We start from the raw sequence: 18353 nt of genomic DNA on the forward strand, positions 1-18353 counted from the left end.
CTTGTCTTGTTAGTCGCTTTTTCGTCGAGATCGAACGAATTTGACCGGGTTAATCTGGCGTCCCTTTTTGAGTAACTCAAAATGCAGATGCGGTCCGGTAGAGCGACCACTGGAACCCATTTTAGCAACCTCCTGCCCCTGACTGACCAGATCACCCTTCTGCACCAGAACTTTGGCACCGTGTGCATAACGGGTACTGTAACCGTTGCCATGCTGAATCTCGACCAACTGACCGTAACCGTGCCGCTTGCCGGCCCAACTCACCACACCACTGGCCACTGCATAAATGCTGCTGCCCATTTTACCAGCGAAATCAATTCCCTTGTGCATCTGTGGTTTGCCCGAAAAAGGGTCGGTTCTGATCCCATAAGCCGAAGACATCCAGCCTTTTTTAATCGGCCGACCTGCGGGCAAAATTTCATTGCGCAAACGGCGTTCAAATAACACCGACTCCAGAATGCTCAATTTTTCTTCACGCAACTGCATCTGCACCTGTAAAGTTTGAGCCATTCGCCCCAAGTCTGACAGCGTGTATTCGGCGATTTGCGCATCGGATACCGGCCCACCCAAAGGAGGCACTTGGCTAAAGTCAAACTCTTGGTCGTCTAATTTTGCCACTTTCACCAAACGCGCTCCTAACGCATCCAAACGGGTCATGTACGCTTGCAGTTGACCTAAATGGCGTGTCAGAGCCGTGACTTCTGATTTTGCCTGCTGTAACTGCTCTTGACTCTCACGCTGCTGACGAATATCAGCGTAATTCAATTCAGGCATTTCATTTGAGTTTTGATGCACACCCAACTGATACCCCCAATAAAGCGGCGTGATCAACAGGGATAAAAACAAAAAACCCAATAGCAAAAACTGCACAGGGGAGTTGATTTGCCGTGAGCGAGCGCCCGACTTACTAAAAATAATAATGTTCATAACAGAACCGCGCTGACAAACAGGGGTGGCCACCACCCTCTTCTGTGGGATACTCTATTCATTATGAGACTCAAACAAAAATCAATTGATTAGATAGACCATGCAAAACCTCTACCTCCTTGTACCCAAAAATGTGGGGCGTAAAGCCTCTCGACTCGCCATATTAACCCAGCGCCTACACCACTGCTTGCCCATCGAGTGCCATTCACACTGCCAAGTCATTGAGCTGGTCGGGAAAAAATTAGAAATTCTTGCAGATTCACCGGCTTGGGCAACACGCATTCGTTTTTATAACAAAGAAATTGTCCATAACCTCAACAAAATTGCCGCCATTCACTTACAGACAATTAAGGTCAAAGTCGGAGCAAAAAAAACAGTTCTACGAAAACCTGCCACGAGCAAAAAACGCTCAGCAATCAAGTCAACCCAAGCCGCCGTTTCACTCCAGCACTTGGCCGAGAGCATCAACGACCCAAAACTAAGTCAATCACTGCAACGTCTGGCAACCCACGTCGGACAAACTGCGAAAAACCAAAAGAACCCTTTTTAAGTCAGCTCTGTCTCAATAAGCGGTTCTATGTAAGAAATAGGCAGATCTGCCACGTCTTCAAATACCACCTCTTCCCAAGCAGACTTATCCTTAAGCAACGACCTTAACAAGCGATTATTCAGGGCATGCCCTGATTTATGGCCAGAAAAAGCCCCAATCAAACTGTAACCCAGCAAGTAAAGATCACCAATCGCATCAAGAATTTTGTGTTTTACAAACTCATCTTCATAACGCAGGCCGTCTTCATTCAAAATACGGCAATCATCCACCACGATGGCATTGTCCAAACTGCCACCCAGAGCCAAATTATTTCGACGTAATTTTTCAATGTCCTTGGCAAAACCAAAGGTGCGGGCGCGACTCACCTCTTTAACAAATGAGGTAGTGGAAAAATCAATCTCGGCTTTTTGATCGACATCCTTAAAGATAGGATGATTAAAGTTAATGGTGAAACTGACCTTAAAACCGTCAAATGGCTCTAACTTCGCCCATTTCTCACCATCTTCAACGATGACCGTCTTTTTTATCCGAATAAATTTTTTCGCCGCATCCTGCTCAACAATGCCAGCAGACTGAATCAAGAAGACAAAAGGACCTGAACTGCCGTCCATAATAGGCACTTCCGGCGCGCTCAAATCAATATAAGCGTTATCAATTCCCAATCCCGCCAAAGCCGACAACAAGTGTTCAACAGTGGAAACCAACACCCCATTATTACTTAAGGTTGTCGATAGCTCCGTGCTACCCACATTTAGGGGATGCGACCTAATCTCAACGTGCGGTTCCAAATCAACACGACGAAAGACAATACCGGTATCAATCGCTGCGGGTCTGAGAGTCAAGTAGACCTTGTCCCCCGTATGCAGCCCAACGCCCGTAGCATGAATTTTATTTTTTAATGTGCGTTGCCTAATCAATGGATGACCTCATTCGCTCAATTTTTCACGTTATCGCAGCGCCTAGCTCCATTATCCTCCCTATCCCACATGGTTCTCAGGAACCAATGACAACGCCGACGGCTGCCGATTCTATCTAATTCAAACCGACATCTCCATAAAAATAACAAGAGGAGAGGCAATGAAACCTCGTTCCTTGCATTAATCGGCCTGTCTACGCAAAAATGCAGGAATATCGAGATACTCTAGATCGATTTCAGACGAACTTTTTTTACGCCCCATATCCGTTGCTTGATGACGAATGACCGTTGGTTTATCGTATTTTCCGTAGTCCATCTCACCGTTGCTGGCGGGTTTCAATGAACGTGCGGGTGTCGTGGCTTCCGAAGCGTTGCCCAATCCGGTTGCCACCACCGTGACTCTCAGCTCTCCCTCCAACTCGGGTTCAATTGAAGTACCGACAACAACCTCAGCCTCTTCGGAAGCAAACTCTTTAACCGTATTACCCACCGTAGCGAACTCTTTCATGGTGAGATCCATACCGGCAGTAACATTAACTAAAATCCCTTTCGCACCGGCCAGGTTGATGTCTTCTAATAGGGGACTCAAAACCGCTTTTTCAGCCGCTTCTTGTGCTCGATTATCGCCGGTGGCCGAGCCAGATCCCATCATTGCCATGCCCATCTCTGACATCACCGTTTTTACGTCAGCAAAATCCACGTTGATCAAACCGGGGTTGGTAATCAATTCCGAAATGCCTTGCACTGCCCCTTTCAAAACATCATTGGCCGCCTTGAACGCATCCAAAAGACTCGTGTTTTCACCCAAAACCGTCAACAGCTTTTCATTCGGAATGGTAATCAGAGAGTCAACGTGCTGCGCCAGCTCTTCAATGCCCGTCATAGCCGCCTTCATCCGCTTTTTACCTTCAAACGGAAACGGTTTGGTCACCACCGCCACGGTCAGAATACCCAGCTCTTTAGCCAACTGAGCAATCACCGGAGCCGCTCCCGTACCGGTACCGCCACCCATGCCCGCAGTAATAAACAACATGTCTGTGCCTTCAATAATCTCTTGAATGCGCTCCCGATCTTCATGCGCCGCCTGACGTCCCGTCTCTGCATTGGCACCCGCCCCCAGACCTTTGGTGATACTCGAACCAATCTGGAAGGTGGTTTTAGATGATAAATTCTTCAACGCCTGCGCATCTGTATTAACACAAATGAATTCCACGCCTTCAATATTGGAACGGACCATATGCTCGACAGCATTCCCGCCGCCACCGCCAACACCGATCACTTTAATCACTGCGTTCTGGACGTAGGAATCTTCTAATTCGAACATGACTCTCTCCTCGTGCTGCTTAGCACATCGCGTAATGCGAAGTTATACTCATAAAATTTAGCTCAAAAATTGCCTTTAAACCAGGATTGCATACGATGCCATATCGTGACCGACTCACCGTCTTCTCCAGATTCTAAACCAACATCCATTCGATTCTGATAGCCAAATTGCAATAATCCCACCCCAGTGGCATGAATTGGATTACTGACCACATCGCTCAACCCCGATACATGTTGCGGCACTCCCAATCTTACCGGCATGTGGAAGACCTCTTCCGCCAGTTCAATCACTCCTTCCATTTTCGAACTTCCACCCGTTAGAACAATGCCTGCCCCAACAATATCCTCGAAACCACTGCGCCGCAACTCCACTTGTACCAAGTTCATCAATTCTTCATAACGAGGCTCAACCACATCGGATAAAGTCTGACGAGCCAAACGCCGCGAAGGGCGATCGCCCACTCCCGAAACATCAATGTTCTCATCTGCCCCAACCAACTGTCTCAGAGCACAGGCGTATTTAATTTTAATGTCTTCCGCATTTTGCGTCGGGGTACGCAAAGCCACGGCAATGTCATTGGTAACCTGATCTCCAGCAATGGGAATCACTGCCGTATGTCGAATGGCACCTTCGTTAAACACCGCAATGTCCGTAGTACCACCACCGATATCAACCAAGCAGACACCCAACTCTTTTTCATCGTCGGTCAAAACAGCATAACTTGAAGCCAACTGCTCCAAAATAATGTCATCAACCTCTAAACCACAGCGGCGCACACATTTAATAATATTTTGTGCCGCACTCACCGCCCCCGTGACCAAATGCACTTTGGCTTCTAAACGCACTCCAGACATGCCAATGGGCTCACGAATGCCATCTTGATTATCGATTATAAACTCTTGTGGTAAAACATGAATAATTCGTTGATCTGCCGGAATCGCAACGGCTTTCGCAGCCTCGATCACGCGACCCACATCAGAAGTACCTACTTCACGATCCTTAATGGCCACAATACCGTGAGAATTCAAACCTTTAATATGGCTGCCAGCAATGCCGGTAAAAACGGACCGCACCTGACAGCCCGCCATCAACTCTGCTTCTTCAACTGCGCGTTTAATGGAGTGTACCGTCGCTTCGATATTGACCACCACACCCTTCTTTAACCCGCGAGAAGGGTGGGTACCAATACCAATAATTTCAATACCGTCGTAACCGGCCTCACCCACAATGGCACTCACCTTTGAAGTGCCAATATCCAAACCAACAATAACGCGCTTTTCACCTACTTTAGACATCTATGCATACGCTCCTAAGATGGCTCCCGCTGCTTAGGCTTCCACTGCACAGAAAAACCGTTTGTATAACGTAAATCCACACTCACAACCCCTAAAAACCGTGGTTTTAATACTTGGTAAGCCCAGACTAAACGTCGCAAACGACTCATCATTTGGCTCCTACCAAGATAAATTTTCATACCGTTATTCAATTCCAATAACCATGAACGACGCTCATTTTGTACAATTCGACGAATTTCGAGACCCATTAGCCTCACAATCGCATTAAACTGGTGAAACCGACCCATCACATTTTGTTGCTGATCCAAAGGCCCAGAAAGCACCGGCAGAGCCGCCAACAGTACATCTTCTTCTGCTAATGACCGAGGTGCAAACAAAACACCTTCGTCGCTCAGCAATTCATCTTCATTCCAATACGCCACCGGCCGATGTTCCGTAACATAAAGGTGCACCGTATCAGGCCAAATTCTACGCACAGAAACGGTTTTAATCCATGACATGCGTTGCAACGCATCATGCAACGCATTCAAATCCAAAACAAAAAAGCTGCGGTTCATAAAACGACTCACCACTCGTTGTAGCTCATCTCGATCCACATGGCTCAATTCTCCTTCCACTTTGATCGAATTGACAGGGAAACGTCGCGCATCATCTGCCACACGGCCCGCCCAAACCATTAAAGAGACCACCAATAAAACCAACAATACTTTCAAAAAAGCACTAAAAAACGAATCTTTGTTCACAATATTCAAACGCAGTACATCAATCAATAGCATAACGTGCCCGAATCATATATTTCTCACTTACAGCACAAAATACTTAAAACCAGCGTATCAAAGTCCAACCCCGCCGCTTTTGCAGCCATCGGCACCAAACTGTGATCTGTCATTCCAGGTACCGTATTCACTTCAATCAGCCATGACCCGCCATCTCCATCACACATAATATCAACCCGCCCCCAACCACGAGCACCGACGCTCTCAAACGCAGACAACGCCAAAAGCTGCATATCCTGCTCTTCTTCTCGTGAAAGACCCGAAGGACAGTGATAAGACGTACTTTGAGAATGATACTTCGCCTCATAATCGTAAAACGAATGGGGTGTCTGCAAACGAATCACCGGCAGCGCTTCAGCGTTTAAAATGGCCACCGTGTACTCTTTACCATCAACAAACTGTTCTGCCATCACCGCGCCAAATTGAGCCGCAGCCGCATAACCCTCACGCAATTCAGTCAATGAAGTCACTTTGCTAATGCCAATACTGGAGCCTTCTAGAGCCGGTTTCACCATCAAAGGCAGGCCCAGAGCCAGTGCCAATTGACAGTCATCCTTGCTGTTTAACGCCATCCAACGAGGCGTTGGCAGACCCAAACCGTTCCACAGTTGCTTGCAACGCTGTTTATCCATCCCCAACGCCGAACCTAAAATACCGCTGCCAGTGTAAGGCAACTGCATAATTTCCAGAGCACCTTGCAGTTGACCGTCCTCACCACCACGACCGTGCATAACCACAAAAACACGATCAAATTCAAGCAACGCCTGCAAACCATCACGCTGAAAATCAACCCCATGAGCATCCACACCCGAACGCAACAAGGCCGCCAACACGGCTTCACCGCTGTGCAGTGAAACCTCCCGCTCTGCCGACCAGCCGCCCATTAAAACAGCAACCCGACCTAAAGCCTTAATCTCTTCCGCCGTTGGCACAACAGAACTCACAACGTCACCCCCACCATGCGTACCTCCGGCTGCAACACCACCCCCTGCTTCTGCCTCACTACCCGCTGCACATGGGCGATCAGTGATTCGATATCAGCCGCCGAAGCTTGATCCTGGTTAATAATAAAATTGGCGTGTTTCTCTGACACCACGGCACCACCGAGACAAAAACCTTTCAAACCCGACAGCTCAATCAAACGCGCAGCGTAATCACCCTCAGGATTGCAAAACACCGAACCGCAACTGGCCAAGCCAATGGGTTGGCTGGCGGAACGTTTGGCCAACAAGGTTTTTATTTCGGTGCGAGAAGATGGGGAATCAACAACAGAAAATTCCATTTCAACAGCCACAAACCACTCCTTTTCAGGCCCGACTAGCTGACGATAAGTAATCCCATACTCCTCCGGAAAACGACAACGCACCTCACCCACACGGTCAATCACATAAACCTTTTTCACCCACTGCCACGTTTCCGCGCCAAAGGCACCGGCGTTCATCGCCAAAGCTCCGCCGATCGTACCGGGAATACCGGCCAAAAATTCACCACCTACCAGACCATGCTGAACGCAAAAGCGCGCGACTTTAGCACAACTTGCCCCCGCGCCCAGCAATAAATTCGTATCTGAAAGAGACTGCAATGAGTTCAACACCCCAGACATCGCAATCACCGTCCCAGCAATACCACCGTCACGCACCAACAGATTACTGCCCAAACCCAACCAGAACAGTGGCTCTTCCGCTGGTAAAGAGGCCAACAGCGCCTGTAAATCCTTTTGATCAGCGGGCTGATAATAACGCTCAGCCGCACCACCCACTCGCCAAGAAGTGTGTTTGGCCATCGACTCATTCAGCGACAAACGACCCCGTAAAACATAATGACTGTTTGCCTGCGGCCAAACATCACTCATGCAAATCGACACTAGCGCACCTGCCAAGCGTCGTTTAAAGACGCTGCCACCGCACCGATATTACCGGCTCCCAAAGTCAATAAAAGATCCCCCTCTTGCAACACCCCCGACAACACCTCTGGCAAGGAAAATACATCATCGACAAAAATCGGATTCACCACACCACGGGAACGCACCGCTTGGCAGAGCGCCCGCCCATCAGCACCGACAATCACACGTTCACCCGCCGCGTAGACCTCACACAGCAACAACACATCCACCGAGACATCACTCAAAACCTGAGCAAAATCATCAAACAGATCATGGGTACGGCTAAAACGGTGCGGCTGAAAGGCCAACACCAAACGCCGCTGTGGCCAACCGGCACGCACCGCCTCAAGAGTGGCGGCAATTTCCGTTGGATGATGGCCGTAATCATCCAATAACAACACCGAACCAGACCCCGATGACAACTCACCGTAAATTTGAAAACGGCGCGAGATACCCTCAAAACCCGCCAAAGCTTTTTGCATCGCCGCCACCGAAACCACCAACTCATTGGCCACCGCAATCGCCGCCAAGGCGTTCAAGACGTTGTGCTTGCCTGGCAAATTAAGCGAAACCGCCTGCATTTTTTTGCCCTCAGGCAACAGCACATCAAAATAACTGAAACCGCCTTCTTGAGTCAGGTTCACCGCCCGCACATCGGCCTCTTTGGAGAAGCCATAGGAAAGCATCGGACGCGAGACCTGCCGAGAAATCTCAGCCACCACCGGATCATCAATGCAGAGCACCGCCAAACCATAAAAAGGCAAATTGTGCAAAAACTCCACAAACGCCCGTTTCAGACGCGAGAAGTCACCCTCATAGGTTGCCAAGTGATCGGCATCAATGTTGGTCACAATGGAGATCATCGGTTGCAGGTGCAAAAAAGAAGCGTCACTCTCATCGGCTTCAGCAACCAAATAGTCGCCGCTGCCCAAACGAGCGTTGCTGGCCGAACTGTTCAGGCGACCACCAATTACATAGGTCGGATCCAAACCACCCTCGGCCAACAGACTGGCAACCAAACTGGTGGTGGTGGTTTTGCCATGAGTACCCGCCACTGCAATGCCGTGGCGAAAACGCATCAACTCCGCCAACATCTCCGCTCGGCGCACCACCGGAATGCGTTGGCACACCGCCGCCACAATCTCAGGATTTTGACGTGGAATCGCGGTAGAAGCCACCACCACATCCACACCCTCAACCTGCTCCGTCGCATGGCCAACAAACACCGTTGCTCCCAAGCTGGTCAAACGCTGAGTCAGGGCATTTTCCCCTTGATCTGAACCACTCACCTCGTAACCCAAATTCAGCAACACCTCAGCAATGCCGCCCATTCCAACACCGCCAATGCCGACAAAATGGATGCGTTTAACACGACGCAAACTGTGGGGTAACGCCATCTGTACATTCATACCTTAAGACTCTCTCCGCTGCGCCAAACACAGCTCTGCCACTTTATCGGTAGCGTCTAATTTTGCCAAACGACGAGCCTGCACCGCCATCTGCAACAACGGTTTTGGTTGCTCCAGCAACCCCTGCAAGTGCTCTGCAAAAACCCCAGCCAATAAATCCTGCTGAGCCACCCGCAACGCCGCACCGGCATCCGACAAATAATGGGCATTCAACGTTTGGTGATCGTCCACCGCCGAGGGCAACGGCACCAGCACCGAAGCCACCCCCACCGCCGCCAGCTCTGCCACGGTCATGGCGCCAGCCCGACAGATCACCAAATCAGCCCATGCGTACTGCTCGGCCATATTGTCCATAAAAGGCACGACTGTAACCGCTAAATCGGTTGTGCTATAAGCCTGCTTGGCAACCTCAACCCCTCGCACACCCGATTGATGGCGAACATCCAACCGACAGCCTGCCGCCAGCGTCACCTTTGCCAACAGCTCTGGCAGATCGCGATTAAAAACCAAGGCTCCCTGACTGCCACCGACAATTAATAAACGCCGAACCGAAGGATCCCGCCCAAAAAAACGCACCTCAGGCAGAGGCACACCCATCACTTCGGCACGCAACGGATTACCCAAACAGAGCGCCTGATGAGAGCGGGGAAAAGCGCCAGGAAAGGCCTCAATGGTTTGGGTGGCCAAACGCGCCAACAGACCATTGGTCAAACCCACTACTGCATTCTGCTCATGAATCAACAGAGGCGTACGCAGCATCCAACTCATCAAACCACCTGGGCCGGAGACAAAACCGCCCATGCCCAACACCACACTGGGACGACGGCGACGCAAAATGCGCCACGCCTGCCAACACGCTTTGAGCAGACGAAAAGGGGCGAACAGCAAAGCCAATTTACCCTGACCACGCAGACCGGTAACGCTGATCCACTCCATCTCAATGCCCGCAGCAGGCACCACGTCTGCCTCTATGCCTTGATGCGTTCCCATCCAGACAATGTTTTGCCCCTGCTCCCGCAGCCGTAAAGCCACCGCCAAAGCCGGAAAAACATGGCCACCGGTACCGCCGGCCATAATTAAAATCGGTTGATCCTTTTTTACCGCAGCCCCCGTTATCACGATGCTTTTTCCTTAGGAGTCGTGATCTCTGACGGCAACTCATGATAAACCCTCAACAACAGACCGATCACCAAACACATTACCAAAGTACTGCTGCCGCCATAACTCATCAACGGCAAGGTCAACCCTTTGGTGGGCAGCACCCCCATATTGACGCCGATATTAACAAACGCCTGCAAGCCAATCCAAATTCCCAAACCGTAAGAAAGATACGCCGCAAAAGGTTGTTCAGCCTGTAGAGACCAGTGAGCCAACTGAAACGCCCGCCAAACCAAAAAAGAGAACAAGACAATCACCATCGACACCCCAATCAGACCCAGCTCTTCAGCTAAAATCGCAAACAGGAAATCCGTATGCGCCTCCGGCAAATAAAACAATTTCTGCACGCTGCCACCCAAGCCTGTTCCCGTCCAAGAGCCACTGCCAATGGCAATCAACGATTGGGTTAACTGAAAACCCTTATCATAAGGATCTGCCCACGGATCCAAAAAAGAGGTGATGCGCGCCAAACGATACTCAGCCGACACCGATAACCATAAAACCACAGCTGCTCCAAGCGCTGAGAGAATACCAAACAACCAAAGACGAGCACCGGCCAAAAACACCACCCCCATCATGGTGGCCAATAACACCACCGCTGCACCAAAATCAGGCTCAATCAACATCAAAATAGCGACTAAAACAAACACCAACAACGGCTTTAGTACCCCCCAAGGTTTCTGACGCACTTCCTCTTGATGGGCCACCATATAACCGGAGAGATAGACCAACATCAACAGCTTAACCAACTCCGAAACCTGAAAACGAAACAGACCAAAATCCAACCAACGGGTGCTGCCATTGACGGTTTTACCCAGACCAGGCACAAACACCAGCAGCAATAAAACCAACGAAATAACCAACATCCACATGCGCATGTTTTGCCAGTTGAGCAGGGAAACACGCCCTACCACCAGAATCAAAAACAGACCCATAAAAGCAAACAAAGATTGTCTGATCAAATAGTGATAAGGGCTGCCAAAAATCCTTTCAGACATGGAAAAAGAGGCTGAACCCACCATCACCACACCCAGCAACATCAAGATCAACGCACAACTGGCCAACAGCCAGTCAACGCGCAAATCAAAACGAAACAGCGCTAAATCTGAGGTCACTGCATCAAACTCCGCACTTCAGCGATAAAACAGTTGCCTCGCTGTTCGTAATCGGCAAACTGATCAAAACTGGCACACGCCGGAGAGAGCAAAACCGCATCGCCTGCGTGTGCCAATTGAGCCGCTCGCTGCACCGCCAGCGACAAACTTTCGGCGTAATACACCGGCACAACTGGCTCTAAAACCGCAGCCATTTTATCCGCATCTCGACCAATCAAAATGACCGCTCGCGCTGATGCTTTTAGTGCCTGACGCAACGGAGTAAAATCAGCCCCCTTACCTTCTCCACCAGCAATCAAAACCAACGTCTGTGGCATTCCTTCAACGGCCGCCAAAGTCGCCCCCACATTGGTGCCTTTAGAATCATTAAACCAACTGACACCGTTAATTTCGGCCACCCACTGAGTACGATGCTCCAAACCGGTAAAGGCTCTCAAAGCAACCAACATCGCCTCCAGAGGCAAATCAACCGCCTCACCCAACGCCAAAGCCGCCAACGCATTGGCCTGATTATGTTGCTCTGGAATTTTCAGTGCTGACACCGGCAACAACGGCTGCTGCCTGTGAGCCAAACAGAGTTCATCCACTTCATTTTCCATAAGGTGATAATCAGCCGCCACACCCTCAGTCAGGCTAAACCCACAACGCATCCCCTCCGTCGGTAAAGCAACAACCACGTCATCATCCAAATTGACCACACAGACGCTTGCCCCTTGATACACCGCCCCTTTGGCCAGAGCGTAATCATCCAAACCACGATAACGATCCATATGATCAGCGGAAATGTTCAACACCACCGATGCAGCAGCACGCAAAGAATAGGTGGTTTCTAATTGAAAACTGGAGAGTTCCAGCACATAAAAATCAGGAATAGGCTGTTGCAGCAATTCCAAAGCAGGAACACCTAAATTACCCCCCAACAGCACCTGCCGTCCCGCCGCCAACCCCATCTCACCTAGCAACGTCGTCACCGTGCTTTTGCCATTGGAGCCGGTGATCGCCACAATCGGCGCTTGAGCGACACGAGCAAACAGTTCGATGTCACCGATCACCTCAACCCCTGCGACCACTGCCGCTTGAATCGCTGGCTCTTGCAGACTCACCCCAGGGCTGACAATCAGCCGTTTAGCACAACTCAACAGCGCAGCGGAAAAGGCTCCGCAATGACAAACAACCTGCGGAAACCGCTGCTGCAATTCACCCAGACCAGGCGGCTGCTCACGGCTGTCCACCACCGTACATTGCCCACCCAAACCGAGCAGATACTCAACACAAGAGAGGCCGGTTTTACCCAGCCCAATAACCACATCTTCCGCGCTATTTTGCATCATCAGGACACTTAACGAAGTTTTAAGGTCGCCAACCCCACCAAAACCAAAATCACAGTGATAATCCAAAAGCGCACAATCACCCGAGGTTCAGGCCAGCCCTTTAGCTCAAAATGATGATGCAACGGAGCCATGCGGAACACACGGCGACCGGTCAATTTATAAGAAGCGACTTGGATGATCACCGATGCGGTCTCCATCACAAACACGCCACCCATAATCAAAAACACCAACTCTTGGCGCACCAGCACCGCCACCACACCCAGCGCCGCACCCAGAGCCAGCGCGCCCACATCGCCCATAAACACCTGTGCAGGATAAGTGTTAAACCACAAGAAACCCAAACCGGCACCGGCCAAGGCCATACAAAAGACCATCAACTCACCCACACCTGGCACATACGGAATCACCAAGTAGCTGGCAAAATAGAGATGGCCGGTTAAATAAGCGATCAAACCCAAAGCACCGGCCACCATCACCGTTGGCATAATCGCCAAACCGTCCAACCCGTCGGTCAAATTCACCGCGTTACTGGCACCGACAATCATCAAATAAACAAACGGCACAAACCACCAACCCATATCCCAGTTAAAGGCTTTAAAAAAAGGGCACGATCAAACTGGTTTCCGCACTGCTCTGCGCCGTGAAAAAGATCACCAACGCCGCCGCCAGCGCAATCACCGACTGCCAAAAATATTTAGATCGAGCCGACAACCCTTTAGAGTTGCCTAAGGCCAATTTTTTATAATCGTCCACCCAACCCACAGCACCAAAAGCAAGCGTCACCAACAGCACAATCCAGAGCTGCTTGCTGGCCAAATCACCCCACAACAGCGTGGTGATGGTCACCGCCATCAAAATCAACGCCCCACCCATCGTAGGCGTACCCGCTTTTGAGTAGTGACTCTCTGGGCCATCGTCCCGCACCACTTGACCAATGTTATTCCGGCTCAAACGCCGAATTACCTTAGGGCCGATCAACAACGCAATACTCAAAGCCGTCAACGCACTTAAAATGGCACGCAGAGTCAAATAACGAAAAACATTAAAGCCATCATGAAACTGAGTCAAATAATCCGCGAGATAGAGCAACATCTAAAAAACATCCTCAATAGAACCTGAGTAACTCCCTGCTTTTAACACCAGTTGATCCACCAACTTATCCAACCGCATACCCCGAGATCCCTTTATCAGTAATACGTTATTTTTACCCAATTGACTCTGCAACGCGGCGCTTAGAACAGAAAGGTCAGCAAAATGCTCCGCACCTTGACCAAAACCAGCACAACTGTGACGGCTCAATTCACCCAAGGCAAACAGACGTTTTACCCCAGCGCGCTTAGCCTGCTGTCCCGCTTGGAAATGAATCGCACTACTCTCCTCACCCAGCTCCAGCATGTCCCCCAACACCAACCAAGGTTCACCATGCTGTTCACAGATCACATTCAGAGCCACGCTCAACGAGGCAAGATTGGCATTATAACTGTCATCAAATAGGAGCGAGCCATTAATTCCCTGCCTCTGCTGCATCCGACCTTTGACCGCCCGCATGGAAAGCAACCCTCGCTTGATCTGCGTCATTCCGACCCCCAAAGCCAAAGCAGCCGAACTGGCCGCCACAGCATTGCGGGCGTTATGCTCCCCCAATAACGGCAAATCCAATTCAATCAATTTGGCTTGATAACGAATCTGCAATCGACTGGGAGCCATCCAACGACCACTAACATCAGCGGCCTCTTGCAAACCAAAGGTCAGTTTTTGATGTTCGTTAGCCAAAGACAACCACAGCGGCGCAAAATCATCGTCCACGTTAATCAGCGCAACACCGTCCTCTGGCAGATCAGCGTAAATCTCCCCCTTGGCGCGTGCCACGCCCTCAAGCGAACCAAACCCCTCCAGATGCGCCGCAGCAGCATTATTAATCATGACCACCTTCGGTTTAGCCAAAGAACAGAGGTAAGCAATCTCCCCTGCATGATTCGCCCCCATCTCCACCACGGCAAATTGATGCTCTGGTTGCAGAGCCAACAACGTCAGTGGCACACCAATTTCATTGTTAAAGTTGCCCTGAGTCGCATGAGTCAAACCCACTTGACTCAAAATCGCCGCCAACATCTCTTTCACCGTGGTTTTACCGTTGCTGCCGGTAATTGCCAGCAACGAAAGAGTCTGCAACGAACGCCAATAAGCCGCCAAGCGACCTAGAGCCAAACGGCTGTCGTCCACCAGCAACTGAGGCGCTGCAACATCTAAAGGCCGCTCCACCATCAAAGCGACCGCGCCCGCATTCAGCACCGATTCAGCAAAGTCATGGGCATCAAAACGATCTCCACGCAAAGCAACGAACAGATCACCGTTCTCCACCTGCCGACTGTCGATGCTGACACGATGAAACAGAACATCTTCGCCCAACACCTTCGCCCCAAGAGCCTTAGCCACTTGCTGCAAACTCAGCTCAAACAAGAGCCTCTCCTTGTAACCCCAGTTGCACCGCATCACGATCACTAAAAGAAAAACGTTGGCTGCCCACCCATTGATAATCTTCATGGCCTTTACCCGCCACCAACACCACATCATCGGCTTGGCTCTGCTGTAAAACCCACTGAATCGCCGCCCCACGATCATGCTCACAATGGGCTTTTTCAGGTGCTTTCATCCCCGCTAAAATGTGCTGCATAATCAACTCCGGCGCTTCAGAACGTGGATTATCATCACTGATTACCACCTGATCGGCCAACTGCTCGGCCACCGTCGCCATTAAAGGCCGTTTGCCCACATCACGGTCACCACCGCAACCAAACAAGCAAAATAGCCGACCTCGGGTATGCAGTCGCAAGGATTTTAAAGCGGCTTTCAGCGCCTGTGGCGTGTGGGCGTAATCCACCACCACCAGCGCTCGATTTTCAGCCTTAAACGACTCCATGCGCCCAACCACCGGTTTCATGCCTTGCAAACGCCGCACGATCTCATCTAAACCAAACCCCAAAGCCAACAAACTCGCTGCCGCCGCCAGCAGATTGCTGACATTAAAACGCCCCAGCAAAGCCGTGCTCAACGGCATGGCCTGACCCTGCCAATGCAAAACAAAACGGACACCCGAGCCATCAAACTGCACTTGATCTGCCCAAAGATAATCCTTGATCTGAACCTTCGAACTCAGGCCGTAAGCGATGACCGAAACGTCTGATCTGCGCTGCCGCATCAATTCACGACCAAATTCGTCATCCAAATTCAACACCCACCCTTTCAGCTCCGGTCGATAAAAAAGCCGCCGCTTAGCCTCACGATACGCTTTCAGAGTGTGATGATAATCAAGATGGTCTCGACCTAGATTGCTCAGCACCGCCAGATCAAATTCAGCACCGGCAATGCGCTGCTGCTGCAAGCCATGCGACGACACCTCCATCACCACTTGCTTCACACCCTGGTGCAACCACGCGGCCAAGGTCTGCTGTAGCTGCAACACATCAACGGTGGTGCGACTGCCCTGCTGCACCGAATCATGGTGTAGCTGATCCACCGTGGTGGCTCCCAAGGTGCCTAAAATACCGCAGGGTGTTTGAGCTGTGTTGAGAGCTTGAGCAATAAAATGACTGACAGACGTTTTACCGTCGGTGCCGGTCACGCCAATCAAAGTCTGCTGGCGGCTGGGGTAATGATAAAAACGTGAAATTAACTGCCCCGACATGTATCGGATCTGTTTTACCGGCAAGTCAACAACATCGGTATTTAGCAGCACAGACTGCTGCTCAGACGTTAACGGCACCTCTTCGGGACGTACAATAGCCACTGCACCCGCAGCAACCACCTCAGCTAAAAAATCAATGCCTTGCCGCACTCCTTCACCAGGTAAAGCCAAAAAAAGAGCGCCCACTTGAACCGCACGACTGTCAATGACAATCGACTCAATCAGACAATCCGCTCTATCGTACTCAACAATCCCTTGCAATAAAGTTGACAAAGGCTGAGCACGACTCATAGGCCGCCTCCAATAGAGGCGTATTCCATTGGCGGTTCTGGCAGGTCATCGGGCAACACATTTAGCAAGCGCAAGGCTCCCGACATCACCTTTGAAAACAGCGGTGCCGCCACCTGCCCACCGTAATATTTTTTCCCTTGAGGCTCATTTACCACCACCACCGCCGCCAAACGTGGGTTACTCACTGGCGCAAACCCCGTGAACAACGCCACATGACGATCTTTAGCGTAACTTCCCGAAGCACTTTTACGCACAGTACCGGTTTTACCTGCCACTCGATAACCCACAACCCGAGCACGCGCACCAGTACCGCCTTTTGCAACCACCGAGGTCAACATTTCACTGATCATATCTGCCGCACGACTGGAAAGCACCCGCTCACCTTCGGGAGCACCTGTCAGTTTTTGAAAGGAGACCGCAGGTAAAATCCCATCGGCGGCCATGGCACTGTAAGCACGCACCAGTTGCAACGGAGTCACAGAAAGCCCGTAACCGTAAGACATCGTGACACGCTTCACCTTGCCCTTTTTACCACTGCGGCTCAGCAAACCAGCTGATTCACCGGGAAAGCCACTGCCACTGCTTCGCCCCAAGCCCAAACGACTGAAGACATCCCAAAGCTGTTCAGGAGCCAAGGAAAGCGCAATTTTACTCACTCCCACATTGCTTGACTTACGAATGATGCCGGTCAGATCCAACAACCCATAATCGTGGCTGTCCTGTACGGTGAGACGTTTCACCATAAACCAACCAGGGGAGGTTTGAATCAACGTATCAGGGCGATACTGCCCCGACTCCAGAGCCGCCACCACCGTCAACGGCTTAATCGTCGAACCCGGCTCCAACACATCGGTTACAGCACGATTGCGTAACGCAGCACTGCGTCGTTCTGAACGTTTATTGGGGTTATATGAGGGTTGATTGACCATCGCCAAGATCTCCCCTGTATGCACATCCATAATCACCACTGAACCGGAATGTGCATGGTATTTCTGCACCGTGGCTTTTAATTCACGATAGGCCAAATATTGCAGCCGTTTATCAATACTCAAGGTCAAATTTTTACCTGGTTGCGCTACCGTCAACTGCTTCAGGTCCCCCACCGGTCGCCCCAAACGATCTTGCACAATCAACTTTCGCCCCGGCACACCGGTCAACCAGCGATCAAAGGCCAACTCCAAACCCTCTTGCCCCTGATCATCAATATTGGTAAAACCCACCACATGGGAGGTCACCTCACCGGCAGGATAATAGCGGTAATATTCACGCTGCAATCCCACCCCCGCAACCTTCAGAGCCATCACCTGCTGCCCCAGAACGGGCGTTACCAAACGCTTTAGGTAGATAAAACCTTTCTGCTGATTATTAAAGACCTTTTTTTGAATGGCAGAGAGAGGCAGATCCAACAAAGCCGCCAATTGTGGCCATAGATCTTGATCTGAAAGGAGTTTTTTCGGGTTAGCCCAAACCGCATCAACGGGCGTACTGACCGCCAGCGCCTCACCATTGCGATCCAACACCATGCCTCGATGAGCCGCAGTGGTGACCACCCGCTGTTGACGCACATCACCTTGATTTTGCAAAAAAGCCTGCCGCAGCACCTGCAAGTCAACCGCCCTTACCAACAACCCCATGGCGATTGCAGCAAACAACAGTAATAAAAATCGGTGTCTTGCGTACTGCATTGAATCATC

15 protein-coding genes and 1 pseudogene are annotated in these 18353 nt (G+C 50.6%); 1 reads left to right on the forward strand and 15 read right to left on the reverse strand.

The window, feature by feature from the left end; genetic code table 11:
* Positions 1-9: 9 nt before the first annotated feature.
* Complete coding sequence (locus Q9O24_12815) at positions 10-927, reverse strand: M23 family metallopeptidase (protein ID MDQ7075995.1); 918 nt, start codon at positions 925-927, stop codon at positions 10-12.
* 100 nt (positions 928-1027) lie between these two features.
* Here Q9O24_12815 and Q9O24_12820 point away from each other — a divergent pair, with 100 nt between their 5' ends.
* On the forward strand, positions 1028-1477 hold the full coding sequence (locus tag Q9O24_12820) for a DUF721 domain-containing protein (GenBank protein MDQ7075996.1): 450 nt from the start codon (positions 1028-1030) through the stop codon (positions 1475-1477).
* On the opposite strand, the gene lpxC is transcribed toward Q9O24_12820, so the two are convergent.
* The 14 genes and pseudogenes from lpxC to Q9O24_12890 form a co-directional block, all read right to left on the reverse strand.
* Positions 1474-2394, reverse strand: coding sequence for a UDP-3-O-acyl-N-acetylglucosamine deacetylase (lpxC, locus tag Q9O24_12825; protein MDQ7075997.1), 921 nt, complete (start codon positions 2392-2394; stop codon positions 1474-1476). The genes Q9O24_12820 and lpxC overlap by 4 nt on opposite strands.
* A 180-nt stretch (positions 2395-2574) precedes the next feature.
* Positions 2575-3717 carry a cell division protein FtsZ gene (ftsZ, locus tag Q9O24_12830; GenBank protein MDQ7075998.1) on the reverse strand — a complete coding sequence of 381 codons (1143 nt, stop codon included), beginning with the start codon at positions 3715-3717 and terminating at the stop codon, positions 2575-2577.
* 62 nt (positions 3718-3779) lie between these two features.
* Positions 3780-5012 carry a cell division protein FtsA gene (ftsA, locus tag Q9O24_12835; protein MDQ7075999.1) on the reverse strand — a complete coding sequence of 411 codons (1233 nt, stop codon included), beginning with the start codon at positions 5010-5012 and terminating at the stop codon, positions 3780-3782.
* 14 nt (positions 5013-5026) lie between these two features.
* Positions 5027-5788, reverse strand: coding sequence for a cell division protein FtsQ/DivIB (locus tag Q9O24_12840; GenBank protein MDQ7076000.1), 762 nt, complete (start codon positions 5786-5788; stop codon positions 5027-5029).
* Between the two features lie 23 nt (positions 5789-5811).
* Positions 5812-6732: a D-alanine--D-alanine ligase gene (locus Q9O24_12845; GenBank protein MDQ7076001.1), complete on the reverse strand. Its 921-nt coding sequence runs from the start codon at positions 6730-6732 to the stop codon at positions 5812-5814.
* Positions 6729-7640, reverse strand: a complete 912-nt coding sequence (gene murB, locus Q9O24_12850) for a UDP-N-acetylmuramate dehydrogenase (protein MDQ7076002.1) — start codon at positions 7638-7640, stop codon at positions 6729-6731. The genes Q9O24_12845 and murB overlap by 4 nt, the downstream gene beginning before the upstream one ends.
* Positions 7641-7651: 11 nt before the next feature.
* Positions 7652-9079 carry a UDP-N-acetylmuramate--L-alanine ligase gene (murC, locus tag Q9O24_12855; protein MDQ7076003.1) on the reverse strand — a complete coding sequence of 476 codons (1428 nt, stop codon included), beginning with the start codon at positions 9077-9079 and terminating at the stop codon, positions 7652-7654.
* Between the two features lie 3 nt (positions 9080-9082).
* Positions 9083-10198 carry an undecaprenyldiphospho-muramoylpentapeptide beta-N-acetylglucosaminyltransferase gene (gene murG / locus Q9O24_12860; protein MDQ7076004.1) on the reverse strand — a complete coding sequence of 372 codons (1116 nt, stop codon included), beginning with the start codon at positions 10196-10198 and terminating at the stop codon, positions 9083-9085.
* Complete coding sequence (ftsW, locus tag Q9O24_12865) at positions 10195-11352, reverse strand: putative lipid II flippase FtsW (protein MDQ7076005.1); 1158 nt, start codon at positions 11350-11352, stop codon at positions 10195-10197. The genes murG and ftsW overlap by 4 nt, the downstream gene beginning before the upstream one ends.
* Positions 11349-12680, reverse strand: coding sequence for a UDP-N-acetylmuramoyl-L-alanine--D-glutamate ligase (gene murD / locus Q9O24_12870; protein MDQ7076006.1), 1332 nt, complete (start codon positions 12678-12680; stop codon positions 11349-11351). Before murD ends, ftsW begins: the two co-directional genes overlap by 4 nt.
* A gap of 11 nt (positions 12681-12691) precedes the next feature.
* Positions 12692-13775: pseudogene (gene mraY / locus Q9O24_12875) on the reverse strand (phospho-N-acetylmuramoyl-pentapeptide-transferase).
* Positions 13776-15143: a UDP-N-acetylmuramoyl-tripeptide--D-alanyl-D-alanine ligase gene (gene murF / locus Q9O24_12880; protein ID MDQ7076007.1), complete on the reverse strand. Its 1368-nt coding sequence runs from the start codon at positions 15141-15143 to the stop codon at positions 13776-13778.
* Positions 15136-16659: a UDP-N-acetylmuramoyl-L-alanyl-D-glutamate--2,6-diaminopimelate ligase gene (locus Q9O24_12885; protein ID MDQ7076008.1), complete on the reverse strand. Its 1524-nt coding sequence runs from the start codon at positions 16657-16659 to the stop codon at positions 15136-15138. The genes murF and Q9O24_12885 overlap by 8 nt, the downstream gene beginning before the upstream one ends.
* Entirely contained in the window at positions 16656-18344 is a 1689-nt protein-coding gene (locus Q9O24_12890; protein MDQ7076009.1) for a penicillin-binding transpeptidase domain-containing protein, read from the reverse strand. The genes Q9O24_12885 and Q9O24_12890 overlap by 4 nt, the downstream gene beginning before the upstream one ends.
* Positions 18345-18353 lie beyond the last annotated feature (9 nt).

Source organism: Gammaproteobacteria bacterium, from assembly GCA_030949385.1.
Taxonomy (GTDB): domain Bacteria; phylum Pseudomonadota; class Gammaproteobacteria; order JAUZRS01; family JAUZRS01; genus JAUZRS01.